A 14,472-nucleotide genomic window follows, 5' to 3' on the forward strand; every position below is an offset into this window, starting at 1 on the left:
CTCACGACAACTTTTTTATGATTTAAAATGAAAAAAGACACTCTCCAAAATTTGGAAAGTGCCTTGAAAGACATGCTCAAGGTAACTGCGCTCAGCATAGCTTCGCCCAGTGTGATTATCGTAACTCGCCCAATCTATCTGAGAAGTTTCCGTAAGCTCGCAAAATGATTCCGACAAGATAACGAACAAAAGGTGTGTAGAATAATTAAATTCTTTCACCGCCATCCACCTCTTTTCTCCGCCATTTTATACTATTTGGCGGAGAAAGTATTTCATTTATTATATTTTCTCTACACTGTAAAAAAAACAACATTTTTTAGGCAAGAAAAGTCAAGAAATATCCAATATCATTATTTATATACCCCAAACATTCCTAAGATAACTACTAAATTATCGATCTATCCACTTATGAAAAATTTGAACAACGATTAGCAGAAGTAAAAAATGCTAAATGAATAGCATGCTTAAAAAGCTAGTACCCATTTCCATACCCAAAAGTACAAAAAAAAGACACTCTCCAAAAATAAAAAGTGTCTAAAACATTGATATAATAGTATTCTTAACATTTTGAAAACTATGAAGCTTTACGAGCTTTCTTAAGAGCTAGTTCTGTGGCAGAGATTTTGAAGGGAATGGATAGCAATAGATTGAGCAACTCTTCAACAAGTACGGTTTTAATGGATTTCACCACATTTTAAAGCCTTCGTACCTAAAGACGTACCTAAAAAATATACGTGAATCAAAAAGACTATTTTATAACAATTTCTCACCCATAAAATTTAAGTTCACTTCCTAATGCACAATATGCTATACTCACTTTGGCAACTTGCCCCCAAGGGGGTGATTCCATTGGAAAAATTAATATCGCTAGTTATTGCACCTATCTTTGTAGGTTTAGTTATTCAACTAATTTCTCACTGGTTAGATGAGAAAGACAATGACTAATAGCAAGTTGCTTCTAACCCACACATTCGAAGTCGCAACGATTGTAAAAGAAAACCACTCTATTCGCCGTAGAGTGGTTTTTGTGTTCCATTGGTAAAAATTAATATCACTTCGCACCATCATCATATCAAGAATAATCCAAAAAATCAAATTGTCTATATTAAAGGATTCAGTACCCATAAGTAGTAGCCTATTAACGCCTCAAAAGATAGATAATTTGTTTTACAGGGATCAACTTGTACGAGATAGAGGGCAACTTTTGCTAGTACTCATCTTTACGTTCTTTCCTTACATACTTGTTGGAAGAAAAACACTACCCAAAAATTGAAAAGAGCCTTTAAGCTCACGAACAGAGTAGATTCACTAAATTTCATTGAATTTTATCCCTTACTATTTCCTTTCAATTTCCAAATATCTAATAATGGGATATTTTCACTATTTGGCGCTAATGCACTATTTAGCTGATCAACTTGTATAATTATTGGAAGCTCAAATAATACACCAGTCAATATAACTTGTCCTGGCGCTAAATTAGGAATACTCTCTTTGGAAACACTATCTAATGAAGACATTGTTTTATCCAGTAAACGCAAATCATTGTCGTTAACTAATCGATGGATAAAATAATTATGAATTTGAGAAACTATTGTAGCAGAGATATCAGCTGGTCTTTGACTAGATATTGTCAAATAATATCCAAACTTTCTTCCTTCTTTGATTATCTCTTCAAAAACCTCTAATCTATAATCTTTCCATTTCTCAGACTCTCTACTTGATGAGTCTGATAAAATATTATGTGCTTCGTCGATAATTAAATTAAAAATTCTATTTCGACCGCTATTTTGTTCCCTATTCATTTCATATGTTAGCTTTGCTATAACCATTGGAATCATCATTTTCATATCTTGATTAACGTTTTTGAAAGATACTACATTGACTGTACTATCAAAAATTTCTTCATCGCCAGATGCTATTTTAAATACTTTTGAAAAATCATTTACACGAGATTCAATTCTATGGAGTAAAGGTGCAATATGATCATACTGAACTGTGTGTTGCCTTAATTCATATATCATTTTCAAATAAGAAGCAATTTGTAAGTTTTTCATTGGATTATCGAGATCAAAATCCTTTGTATTCAATTTTAACGAAACTTTTCTTTTCTCTTCTTTCAATAAATCTTCATCAGGATTCCAATAGTAACTACCATTATTAGATTCATTCCATCCTTCTAAAAAAACTTTAGAATAAAAACACTCTCTTGTATTATTGTACAGTGAATTTCCAATCCACTCTGAAACATCTTCATTTTTTAAATCCAACAGTTTTAACACTTGTTTAAATAGGTCTAAACTATTATGATTCGAAACAATATAAACATTAGAAAAAGCTTCAGCGATATATCTAGGCAAATTATCTTTAAAAACTCCTTCATCTTTAAAATAGTAATTTAGAACTCTACTTAAAAAAGGCTGTTGGGTCTGCTCAGTTGCACCAAAAAGAACAGAAAGCATGTCTTTGTCCCAAAATCTTGTCTCAGGTATATTAAGACGTGTATCTTGTTGGTCTACTTTTGTCTCTTGTTTTCTATTGGTACTCAAATTATATATCTTTTTATTTTCTGTAACTGACTGTTCTCCTACATACTCACCATTAAAGTCTAGCAACACAAACTTAGATTCTCCGAAATCAAGAACGTTATATCTAAAACTCAACTCAAACAATTCATGATACAATTTTGCTAAAGTATTAGATTTTCCACTTCCAGTATTTCCAAAAATAGCAATATGACTATTAAATAATTTATACCATTTTAAATTGAAATTAATTCCGTCTGGCCATACTTTACCAATTGTTACTGGTGGAATTTTTTTACTCTCAAAACCTTCATTACCTTCACTGCCTAATAATATTGCTTCTTTCTGTCTTTCAGATAATAAAACTACATCGTTAAAAATTTGTGGAAAAGCCACCATACCTGATTTGTAATCATTTCTTTTAAAACTACCAATGATTTTGACTTCAATTTCCCTTACAAATCTGTCTTTTCTGAACTCCTGTATTGAAGAATCTCTTAACTGATCATATGCATACTCTTTTTCCACTTTTCCCACAATTGTATATTGTCCACGAATAATCCCCACATAAGAGCCAATGATTACTCCTGAATATTTTTCTCCTTTAAAAAAATGTACTAATTGACTTGTATTTTCAAATAATCGTATTAATACAGCAGTTCCTTTAATCTCACGAACTGCTCCAACAATAAAATCTAAAGAAGAGGTGTTAGTTGACTCGCCCATTCATTCTTTGCCCCCTAATAGGTTATTTAGAAAGGTAAAATTACCATTAATAAGACTACCATCTACTTTTTCATCAAAGTTAGGTATAAATTCAATTTGAACCCCTTTTCCTAAAGCTTTTTCTATCGTTTCCTTAGATTTTTTATTGTATGCAATGACATATATTTTTAAGAATGGATTCACCATTGATCTTCTGACTATCTCCAAGATATGTTCATCTGCAAAAGAGAAGCCGAATACAACCAAAACACTATCTTTCTTTTCTAATTCGAAACTTAGCATTCTTAACATTTGGTAATAGTGTTGTTCAAAAACAGTCTCAGAAAACTTTTGTTTAGTTGGACTTACTATTGGTAATAAATCATATCTTTCTTTAAAATATTTTAATTTATCATCTGCAATAGAATAAATCTGATTAATATGCTCTTTTAATACATCTTCTGTAAGAGTATTATCAAAAATTGACTGCTCAATACTTTCAATGCAAAAAAAATCAATTGCTTTATTTAAATCAGAATTATCCCCAATAGGATCAATATCCTCTTTACTATCCAAAATCAGTTCATTAACTTTTTCTGCTTCTTTCACAAGGTCTTCAAAAATTTTATTCTCTAAACTCATCTCAATTTTTTCATTATCTTTTTTCCACGTTACCGATCCATGCAATTTAATCAAATTGATAGTTGGAATACTTCTTTGAAACCCATCACTAATACCAGAATGTGCAGCTGTAATATAAAAATTTTCTGAGGAAACATATTTTTTTAAAAAACCTCTACTTCCATCATTGAAAAATGTAAGTCTATTTTGTGACGCTAATTTATCAAAAGATAATTCAAAGAGAGTATCATAGTTTGTCGTAAAAATATTAACCCTTTTGGGTTTATCAAACCCTTCATGATTAGATAAAGTAATAAGGTTAGAGATAAATCTCTCATAGTTTTCAACAATTTCTTTTGATTGATCCTCTATCTCTAAAATTTGTGTCTTTTTCACCCAAAGGTTAAACCATAAATAATAAAGAACTATCTTCTGATTCTCACTATATTCTTTTGAGGTCAATAATTCTTCAAATGATTTTGAAAATGCATCTATCCATAAAGTAGGAATTATCCCCGCTGATGCACCTGATCCAATTAAAAAATTGATATTCTTACCATTTATTTCATCTAAAAAATTACTATATTCTTTTGTCATACACTTTTCTCACCCTCTATTTATAAATTCTTTTCTCCAATAACTTGGAATAACAGGTATTCTATACTTTCTACTAATCATCAAACCTATTGTAGGAAATGAGTACTCAATAAAACTAAAATGATTAAAATCATCAATTTTTGATGTATCTAAAATCATTTTCTTTGTTTCTTTTGATTCAAGTTCATTCAGTATATCAGTGTATCCTTGCATATGAATTTCATTTTTAATATATAAATTAAACTCTTCTTCGCTTGAACAATTCCAATTTTGAATTGTTGCTTCACTAAGAAAATCAAATTCTAATATTTGATTAGCCAAGTCTTCTTGTTCTGTTAACAACGCCCACTCAAAAAGAATACCCCAGAGAAATGAAGCAGAATATCGGTTTACATAATCAATCTCTTGAAACTCAATTTCCATGGCTAAACTATATTGTCTTTCCAAAATAGGATATTTTCCATTTCTGATATTAGAAAAAATATGGCTAGTATAGTTTTTCACTAAGATCTCAATATCAGCAAGATTTCTTTTCAATAGCATTACATAAAACAGAATAGATATCTCTATCCCATCATTATCATACACTGGATAATAGAAACCATAATTATTATTCATTAAATCAACTAACAAATTTATAGTATCTTCAACAGAATATTTTAAATCAAAATTTTTTGAACTATTCTCAGTTGATAAAAATGCTGCATACACAGAGAGATAGCCCAATATCTCAAAACATAATATTCTATATTCAACGGGATTATAGGAGGGTAAGCCATTTCTAATTGTTGAAAATCCGCTCAGATTATCCATGAATTTTTCGTTTGAATTTATATACAACTTGATGAATTTATTCAACCATAAGATTTCATTCGTCTTTTCAAAGAGATTATTTTTTTGAATATAGGACCACATAGATATTAGTACATATTCTGTAAACTGTATACTGATCCGATATCGCTTCTTTTCATTTGCAGTGTGGGTTACCAAACTCAATACCATTTGTAATGATGTAAATATTTTATTCTTCTTTTTCTCAGTTGTTACTTCTTCAAGTTCTTTAAAATATTTACTTACGATAGATTCAAAAAAATCTAATTTATAATCTGATTCATCTAAGTAGTAAAGGCATTTTCTTAGCTCAGAACGTTTACTTTTACTAAATAACGTTTCATTAAAACCTTCTTGAAGAACTAAGTTTACTAAATCCGGCAGCAAGATTGAAGAAATATTAATATCCTCTGTACTATTACTTTTTTTATACCCCTCCCAGTTAGGTCTAACAGCATCCTGTATTATTCCATTTGTTACAAATACAATGTTTTTTTGTCTGTTTTGATAAATTGAATCCAACATTGTGTTTAAATAAACATCAACAATTTCCGAGAAACTTTGTCGGACAGAATTCTTATCTCCGTCCCATGTCTGTCTAGTTAAATCTCCTTGTTTTATAACATATAAATAGATTTCCTCACCTTTTTCTGCGAGTAAATCGACACCATATTGTCTTTCCCCTGTCTTGGGCAGATTTTTTACAGTATACCCATCTAATTTTAACAAATCAGACAATAAAATATCCAATTCATCTTTTTCCTTTAAAGAAGCTAAATAATCTTCTAGTATCAATTCAATCATGTAATTTGTCCTCCAAGATTATCGCAGTCTCAGTTTTATGAAATAATGGATCATTTAGAAATCTCACTGGTATAGGCATACTATGACTCATTTTCTTCATTTCACTCACTTGCATGTGTAAATTACCGTCATCATCTATATGTTTATACTGAACTTTATTTCCGTACAAGATCGTTTGCTTAGAAAAAAGCTCATCTAAAACAGATAATTTTTCAGCATCTTCATTTATTTTTCTAGTTCTTTCGGCTACCTTTTCATAATAAATATTCATATTTTTTTCAGATGGTTTGAAATCAAAATTCTCTACACTTTTTTCGTGTAATTCCCGTCTTTGCATCAATTCTATATTAATTCTTTTTAGTTTAGGCTCATCTAAAACAAAATATTCTACTTTTTTTTCCAACAAATAGAAGTAATTGTCATATATTGAAGTAAGAATATAATCATATAATTCTTTCTGAATATTTTCATTCCTTGTATTCAGAAATAAATCTATAGAAATGTCACAAATGAAATCAGCATCTATCTCATAACAATGAAAAATTCTTAATAACCTCAAATAGTAATCTTCTTTTAAATCTCCTAAAGACATTTTTTTCTTTTTATAGAGATGCTTGATCACTTTAATAGCTACATTAAAATATTTGTTCATATCAAGTGCTATTTGCAATAAATTTTTCAAAAAAATCCCTGAATTATTTTCTATCCTAGAAAGTATTGAATCATGTTCTTCGATACCAATAATTGATAATATTGGTATAAAAAATTTCACAAAAATAGAATCTTCTAGCAAAGAGTAGATGTGACTTATCGGGTACTTTAAATGTTCAATTTTTTCATCTGATAATTGAATAATAAGTGAATATAAACATTCAGCACACTCTTTACTAATTGCTATTTTATCTTGGTATACAAGATAAATGATCCTTTCGATATTTGATTCTCCAAGTTGTTCAGTTATTTTACTTATTTCATCAACTATAGCTTCATCGTTATTATTAAGTAATAACATAAATAAAAGATGTGAGTAGTTTCCAATTAATAAAGCGTTTTCCTCGCCAATTACATCTAATTCTACTTTTGTAATTAATTTCTCTCTAGCAATTCTATAAGCAAATTTTTTGTCGGTTTTAGAAATCTCAAAACACGATTGAATCAAAAAAAGAGTCTCCTCAAAACCCTTCACTTGATAATCTTCAATAAACTTGTATAACATATCTCTTTTTTCTAAACTGAATATTATAAGATAGTTCAGTTCTCTATTAGGGTTTGTTACAAACTCAATTTTAATATCTTCTAATAATTCATCACTTACATATTGAGAGAGTGTTCGATAAAAAGTAATATCATTAGTCTTTTTAAAAATCGTATGACAATATTCTAAAACATCTTCTAATGTCAAATTCAGCGATTCAACTTGCTCCATAGATAAAAAAATTTGTCTTTTAAATTCATTATCTACAAAAGATTCTTCGGATATCTTTTCATTAAATAAATCAAGAAACGAATAGTCTCCTTTCTCTATTAAATATATTATTAAAGACAACATAATATTATCTCCTAAGGAAATTTCTGAATTACAAATTTTTTTTATATCAGAAAAGTTAAAATGTCTTTCAATCTTATATACCTTATTCAGTTCTTCTAATTGAGTTACTTCATCCTCCGTAAATTTAAAATTCTTATACTTACTAATCTGCTCATTTGTTAAGTTCATTTCCTTAAAGAAAGAAATTCTATCGTAAATCAAATTTATCTCTCCATTTCTATCTAAGTGTGAGCTGGTAATCTGTAATTACAAATTATAAAAGCTTATTTCATTTTCTTCAGTTTAATAATTTTATCGATATCATCAATCTCCAATGCATCCGCGATTCTTTCAATGTGTTCTAAATAAATTTTCTGTCTTTTTCCATTTGCCAAATTACTTAGATTTGATGGCTCAATTCCAGATAATCTTGCGAGTTCTCTTAATGACATTTGACGTTCTGCTAACAAATCATTAATCAGCACTTCCACTTCTCTACCACCTTCATTTTCATTCATTTGTGTTTCCTCCCCTGTGTTGTCTATATAAACATGGTATAGTATAAAAATTTAAAATTGTTGTTCATATAGACATGATTATCAGCAAAATAGAAGAAGTACTAAAAGAAAACTGTGAATTTAGAGAAACAACTTGGAATTAAACAAAACGCAGAGCAATTTCTTTTCACTTATATTGATAGAAAGTGAAATGTGAATGTCCCAGTACACATAGACTACCTTAACTACCGCATCAAATCAGTGAAACGCCGACACAAACACTTGATAAATACTTCTTCTCAAAAGTTAAGACATACTTTTAGCACGCTAGCAGGTAGAGGTGGCGCAACAATTGAACAAATTTCTAGAGCAGTCATCAATTCTGATACATAAACAACAGAAGTTTATATGAAAACACCAAATATCGTTCATCTATCCACTTACGAAAATTTGAACAACGCTTGGAAGAAGTAAAAAATGGAAAATGAATGGCAGGTTTAAAATCTTCCTACCCATTTTCGTACCCAAAAGTACAAAAAAAGACACCTTCCAAAAATGGAAAGTGTCTGAAACGTTGATATAATAGTAGTCTTAACGTTTTGAGAACTGTGAAGCTTTACGAGCTTTCTTAAGACCTGGTTTTTTACGTTCAACCATACGTGCGTCACGAGTAAGTAAGCCAGCACGTTTAAGAGCTAGACGGAAGTCAGGATCAACTTCTAGCAATGCACGAGCGATACCATGACGGATAGCTCCTGATTGTCCAGCGTAGCCTCCACCGTTTACGTTAACAAATACGTCATAAGCGCCTTTTGTTTCAGTAACAGCGAAAGGTTGATTGATTACTTCACGCAAGTCAGCATGTGGAATGTATTCTTCAACATCTTTTTTGTTTACAGTAATTTTACCAGTTCCTGGTACTAAACGTACACGAGCAACTGCATTTTTACGACGGCCTGTGCCGATATATTGAACTTGTGCCAATGAAATTCCCTCCTATTAGATTAAGTTTGTAATGTCTAAAACTTCTGGTTGTTGTGCTGCATGTGGATGCTCAGCTCCAGCGTATACATTCAATTTTGTAAATTGTTTGCGGCCTAAAGTATTTTTAGGAAGCATTCCTTTTACAGAAGTTTCGATCAAACGACGAGAATTTTTAGCACGCAATTCACCAGCAGTGATTGATTTCAATCCTCCTGGGTAGTTGCTGTGACGGTAATAAATTTTATCAGTCGCTTTTTTACCTGTTAATTTCACTTTATCTGCATTGATTACGATGACGAAATCGCCAGTGTCCAAATGAGGTGTGAAAGTTGGTTTATTTTTACCACGTAGTACAGATGCAACAACTGTTGAAAGACGTCCCAATGGAACATCAGTTGCGTCTACTACATACCATTTACGTTCTACTTCGCCTGGTTTGGCCATATATGTTGTACGCACGTTAGTTTCCTCCAATTTAAGTTCTGATGTTTGACATACACTTCGAGTTTCCGGGGCTCTTTGTGGGGCAAACAATACCATTTAACATATTACCTGCTAATCCCCTTAATGTCAACGTTTTTTCTTAGCAATCCAAAACTTTCGTTTTTATTGCCCGTATCCTTGTGATGCACTCATTCTTTTTTAGAACGAAGAACGTTTCTTTCTCTTTCTAAAATAAAAACTGCAAGGAAAATAACTTCCCTCGCAGTTTTTCTACTATTATATAATATCATCAGCTGATGATCATTTTACACATCGATTTCTGGTGCTTTTCCTAAATGTGCTTGAATCATCCAGATTCGTTTTTCAGTCGCTGTTTTGAATTCGATAAAGATATCTTGTGTTGGGTCGTCGCCTTCCTCACCAGCTACTTCAATTCCTTTTTGGTAAAGGTCTGCCAAATAGCGGTAGCCTTTCACAAGAATTTCCAAGCGTTCTGGAATAGTCCGATCCCAATTGCCTACTTCGTCAGGAATATTGGTGTTGTCTGCAAATTCACGTAAGGTTGAATAAGGAGAACCATCTAGTGTGATCAAACGCTCTGAGATTTCATCTAATTGTTCATTCAAGTCATCCATAAATTCATCCATCATTGGGTGCAATGTCAAGAAACCTGGTCCACGCATATACCAATGTGTTTGGTGAACAACAACAGACATTTGACTCAAGTCTGCAACTAATTGATTTAATACTTCTTTTGTTTGTGGAAATTTCATTTTCTTTTCTCCTCCTAACTTTTGTCTACAATAAAAGCATAGTAAACTTTGAGACAAAAGTACAATAAAACCAATTAGTTGAGAACGATTTTCATCCTATCATTTCTTAGAAAAGACTTTCTATTGCTTTAGTCGTTTTTTCTAGTTCTTACACTATTCCTCTCTTATTCCGTCATTCTACTTTTTCATCCTATTTTTCATCCATAGTACTTAAAGTTTGCCGTAAATGCGCTAAAGGCTGATAAGTCGCCGCTACTTGTTTTTGTGTTTCAACAAAAATCGGAAAGATTTTTTGATATGTCTCTTTGACCGTTTGTTGAACTGGTACTTGTGAAGCAAGCTGTACTTTTTCTATAGCTTCGCTTAAGTCAGTGATCTTCCCGATACTTTGCCACCCTAAGAAAACGGCTCCTAAAGCGGAGGCTTCAGACACCGCCGGGAAAATGAGCGGATACCCCAAAACGTCAGCCATTAATTGGCGAAAGACAGGCGATTGTGAGAATCCGCCTGTAGCTCTGATTTCTGTTAATTGATCTTCTGAACAAACTCCTGTCAAAATCCTTTTTAAATTGAAACAAATTCCTTCTAGAATAGCTCGCATCATTTCTTTTTCCGTGTGGTCTCTTTGCAAACCTAAAAAACTCCCAGAAGCTTCTGCCTCCCATAGAGGGGCTCGTTCTCCTAATAAATAGGGCTGAAAGAGTAATCCGTTCGCTCCTGGTGGGACAAACGTAATTGCTGAGAAAAGAGCATCGTAAGGATTTTCACCTTGGTCAATAGCCGCTTGAGTTACTTCTTGCATCAAAGTTTGACTTGCCCAATCAAAAATTCCCGCACCATTACTTGTTGCGCCACCGACTACCCAGTGTGTACGATCCAGTACATAACAGAAGGTTTCCATCTCTGGATGTAGTTGTGGTTTATCTGTAATAAATCTTAATGCCCCACTGGTTCCGACTGTTAACGCAGCTACCTTTTCGCCAAAAGCTCCTAGCCCCAAATTAGATAAAGGACCATCAGCACCGCCCAAAACAAATGATATATCATTTTCTAATCCTAAAATTTCTTGTTTTTCTTTTGATAATCCATTGAGTATCGTGGTTGACGGCATCACTGCAGGTAGTTGTTCTTGAGTGATTGATAAGTAATTTAACGCTTCTTCTGCCCATTTGAATTGATGGATATCAAAATAACCTGTGCCTGAGGCTGTACTGTAATCACAGACTAGTTTCCCAAACAAACGGTAAAAGATATATTCTTTTATGCTAATATAATATGCCACTTGCTTCGTTAGTTCTGGTTGGGTTTCGTTCAACCAATGGATTTTAACTAGTGGCGTCATTGGATGGATTGGGGTGCCTGTTTGTTGATAAAAGTGAAACCCTAGTTGGCTGTTTTTTAGTTTTTCAGCTTGTGTTTTCGCACGATTATCTGCCCAAGTGATCATGCGGGTCAAAGGGTGTTTATTGTCATCTAACAGAATCAAACTGTGCATCGCTGATGAAAAGGCAATCACTTCTATAGTTGTCGACTTAGGTAACTGTTTGACGACTTCTTTGATTACTGTACATACACCGTGGAAGATCAATTCTGGGTCTTGTTCTGCCATTCCTGGTGCTTCTTGGATCATCGGATTAAGGAAATAAGCTGAAGCGATGACTTCAGCTTGTTCGTTGAATGCCACTGCTTTTGTTTGTGTCGTACCGATATCGACTCCGATCGAAATCTTCATTTTGTCACCTCTACTAAAAATAAATAAAATGGTTGTTATTGGCGTATCTTTCTTTAAAAGGAGGCCCTCGCTATGTTTCTCTATTTTATCATTGGTTGTTGCATTGGTTCGTTCTTATGCTTAGTGGCACAACGCCTGCCACAAGGACACTCTATTATTTACCCACGGTCTCATTGTGTCAACTGTCAGCATGTATTGGCTTGGTATGAATTGGTCCCATTGCTTTCCATCTGTTACCAACGTTTTCGTTGTCGAAACTGTCGTTGCAAGCTTTCGCCGATTTATTTTATAGCAGAATGTATCGGTGGTTGTTTATCTGTTTGGCTATTTTATTTTTCACAGCGCCCAGACGGGTTACTTGTTTTTTGGTTTTTGTCAGCCTTTTTACTATCGTTAATGGATAGTTTTTATTTGATGATCGAGGGAAGAACACTTTATTTTATCTGGTTTATCTTATGGATGACTTGGTTGATCAAAGGAGAGTTTCAATGGCTTAGTTTTGCTGTTTTATTCTTGATCAGTTTTTTCCTTACTCGTTACGGGAGTGAATTTTTAGGGTTAGGCGATGTTTTATTGCTTTTAAGCTGGAGTGGCGGTCTAACTCTCAATCAACTGATGCAACTCCTCTTTCTTGCTAGTTTATTGGGATTACTTTTTTTCTTTATTTTTCTCTCTCACGATAAAAAATCTAAAAGAGTACCTTTTGTGCCTTTTTTGAGTGTCGCACTTTTTCTCCTTCATGTGTAGTAATTTAGTTGTCTATTTATTGGTTATCAACGATGCGAGCCTTTTAACTGATGATGATTAATGATTTGACGGACTTTGCTTATTTGCCTCATTACGTACGCTTTTGATAGCTTAGTATCTTTTCTGCTTGCTGTCATTCAACAAACGATAATGAACCTTGATTTATAAAAAAATGGATCAACCAGATGGCCGATCCATTGACACTTAGATAACTTTACCTAAAAAATTATAAAAATCACTAAATTCACAGCAAGCCAAAGCATAGCCAGCTTTTATCCCTAACTGAAATTCTTCAAAATGCAATGTGTCTTATTTTCCAGACCAATGTTTGCGTAAAAAACTCCCTCGTCCAGAGCCTTCTCGGTAAAGATTATAGTGGACTTTGTTCTTCTTATAATAGTCTTGATGATACTCCTCAGCGGGATAAAACTCACTTCGGGGTTCGATTTTTGTGACAATCGGACGATCGAATCGACCACTTTCTTGTAGTTGTTTCTTTGATGCTTCAGCGATTTCACGTTCTTCTTCATTGCTATAATAAATGACCGGTCGATAAGAGTCTCCGCGATCAGCAAATTGACCGAAAGCATCCGTTGGGTCTGTTTGTTGCCAGTAGATTTCGACTAACTGTTCATAAGAAACCAGAGACGGATCATACTCGATTTCTACTGCTTCCGTATGACCTGTCGTTCCTGTGGTTACTTGTTCATAGGTAGGATTTGGGACATGTCCTCCCGTATAGCCAGAGGTTACTGCTATGATTCCTGGCTGTGTTTCAAAAGGTTTGACCATGCACCAAAAACAACCACCTGCAAAAACTGCTTTTTTCGTCATATAAAATCCCCCTTTGTCTTTCATCATACCTTGATTTATAAAAGGGTGATACTGTTTTGCTTACCTTCGAAACGAATAAACAAAGAATCGATACTCCTATACTTACCTGCTTGCTTTATTAAGATAGAATATTGCAGCATTTTCTTTTTTACTAATCTTTTTATTGATTTGATTTTTTATCCATCTATTTAAAAGTATATACAATACTCCTAGGACTTAAACCTAAACGCCATTTATTGTTCTCACATTTTTTACATTTATTGAAAGAAATACTCATTTTACCCCCACCCGGTATTTTTATCAATTTTCCCTATTTTCATTCTCTTTTGTGGATAACTTTCTTTTTCCTCTCAACTGTTTTTTCCACAAGAGAGAATAAACGGTTTTTCTTTTTCCTTGTGGATAGTTCTTTTATATTATACTTTTCCACAGATTTTGAATTAACAACCGCTAAAATTTTTAACTTCAGGGGGACACGTTATGTCAAAAAAACTAATTTCACTGATAAAATTCAACAAATTTTACCAAGCAAGTCAGTAAAGAATTCTGGTACGCTAGTAGATCAAGACAACCCAAAAAATCTACTTGAAAAATTGATTCTCAATACCACACATCCTTCGTCCTCACATTCCCAACTACAAGAAGAAGTTTTTATACTTCAAGCTCAACAAGCACTCGCATCACTTACTGAAACGTTTGGTTCAAACTCGATTATGTATCGTTTATTACCTGAAAAAATCTCAACCCATCCGCTCCTACATAGCAGTTTCACCTGAACGATGAACAAACCTGATCTAGCATAGCAATCTTTAGCAAGTTTTGCTAAGCAATTCAATGATTCATGAACCTATTT

General features: G+C 32.9%; 12 protein-coding genes. 2 read left to right on the forward strand and 10 right to left on the reverse strand.

From position 1 onward, the window contains the following. Positions 1-840 precede the first annotated feature (840 nt). Entirely contained in the window at positions 841-945 is a 105-nt protein-coding gene (locus IGK81_RS12790; RefSeq protein WP_369904312.1) for a type I toxin-antitoxin system Fst family toxin, read from the forward strand. A gap of 380 nt (positions 946-1,325) precedes the next feature. Here IGK81_RS12790 and IGK81_RS12795 read toward each other — a convergent pair whose 3' ends face one another. From IGK81_RS12795 to IGK81_RS12835, 9 genes are all read right to left on the reverse strand, one after another. Then, the gene (locus IGK81_RS12795; protein ID WP_034700121.1) at positions 1,326-3,248 is read right to left on the reverse strand and encodes an ATP-binding protein; all 1,923 of its coding nucleotides are present in this window, start codon (positions 3,246-3,248) and stop codon (positions 1,326-1,328) included. Continuing rightward, on the reverse strand, positions 3,249-4,445 hold the full coding sequence (locus IGK81_RS12800; RefSeq protein WP_034700123.1) for an SIR2 family protein: 1,197 nt from the start codon (positions 4,443-4,445) through the stop codon (positions 3,249-3,251). It lies immediately after the preceding gene. 9 nt (positions 4,446-4,454) lie between these two features. Then, positions 4,455-6,080 (reverse strand): hypothetical protein, encoded by a 1,626-nt coding sequence (locus IGK81_RS12805; RefSeq protein WP_034700126.1) that lies wholly within the window; start codon positions 6,078-6,080, stop codon positions 4,455-4,457. Further along, positions 6,073-7,830, reverse strand: coding sequence for a hypothetical protein (locus IGK81_RS12810; protein ID WP_034700128.1), 1,758 nt, complete (start codon positions 7,828-7,830; stop codon positions 6,073-6,075). The genes IGK81_RS12805 and IGK81_RS12810 overlap by 8 nt, the downstream gene beginning before the upstream one ends. A 62-nt stretch (positions 7,831-7,892) precedes the next feature. Continuing rightward, the gene (locus IGK81_RS12815) at positions 7,893-8,126 is read right to left on the reverse strand and encodes a helix-turn-helix domain-containing protein (protein WP_034700131.1); all 234 of its coding nucleotides are present in this window, start codon (positions 8,124-8,126) and stop codon (positions 7,893-7,895) included. A 570-nt stretch (positions 8,127-8,696) separates the two neighbouring features. After that, positions 8,697-9,089, reverse strand: coding sequence for a 30S ribosomal protein S9 (rpsI, locus tag IGK81_RS12820; RefSeq protein ID WP_002287505.1), 393 nt, complete (start codon positions 9,087-9,089; stop codon positions 8,697-8,699). 15 nt (positions 9,090-9,104) lie between these two features. Further along, entirely contained in the window at positions 9,105-9,533 is a 429-nt protein-coding gene (gene rplM, locus IGK81_RS12825) for a 50S ribosomal protein L13 (protein ID WP_034686358.1), read from the reverse strand. A 305-nt stretch (positions 9,534-9,838) separates the two neighbouring features. Further along, positions 9,839-10,306 (reverse strand): Dps family protein, encoded by a 468-nt coding sequence (locus IGK81_RS12830; RefSeq protein WP_034700133.1) that lies wholly within the window; start codon positions 10,304-10,306, stop codon positions 9,839-9,841. A gap of 190 nt (positions 10,307-10,496) precedes the next feature. After that, complete coding sequence (locus IGK81_RS12835) at positions 10,497-12,038, reverse strand: gluconokinase (RefSeq protein WP_034700136.1); 1,542 nt, start codon at positions 12,036-12,038, stop codon at positions 10,497-10,499. A gap of 72 nt (positions 12,039-12,110) precedes the next feature. On the opposite strand from IGK81_RS12835, the gene IGK81_RS12840 reads away from it, so the two are divergent. Then, positions 12,111-12,785, forward strand: a complete 675-nt coding sequence (locus IGK81_RS12840; protein WP_034700138.1) for a prepilin peptidase — start codon at positions 12,111-12,113, stop codon at positions 12,783-12,785. A gap of 309 nt (positions 12,786-13,094) precedes the next feature. Here the strand turns inward: IGK81_RS12840 and msrA are convergent, their stop codons facing one another. After that, complete coding sequence (msrA, locus tag IGK81_RS12845) at positions 13,095-13,619, reverse strand: peptide-methionine (S)-S-oxide reductase MsrA (protein WP_080704615.1); 525 nt, start codon at positions 13,617-13,619, stop codon at positions 13,095-13,097. Between the last annotated feature and the right edge of the window lie 853 nt (positions 13,620-14,472).

This window comes from Enterococcus sp. DIV0703 (assembly GCF_051711065.1).
In the GTDB taxonomy this organism is placed as follows: domain Bacteria; phylum Bacillota; class Bacilli; order Lactobacillales; family Enterococcaceae; genus Enterococcus_B; species Enterococcus_B hirae.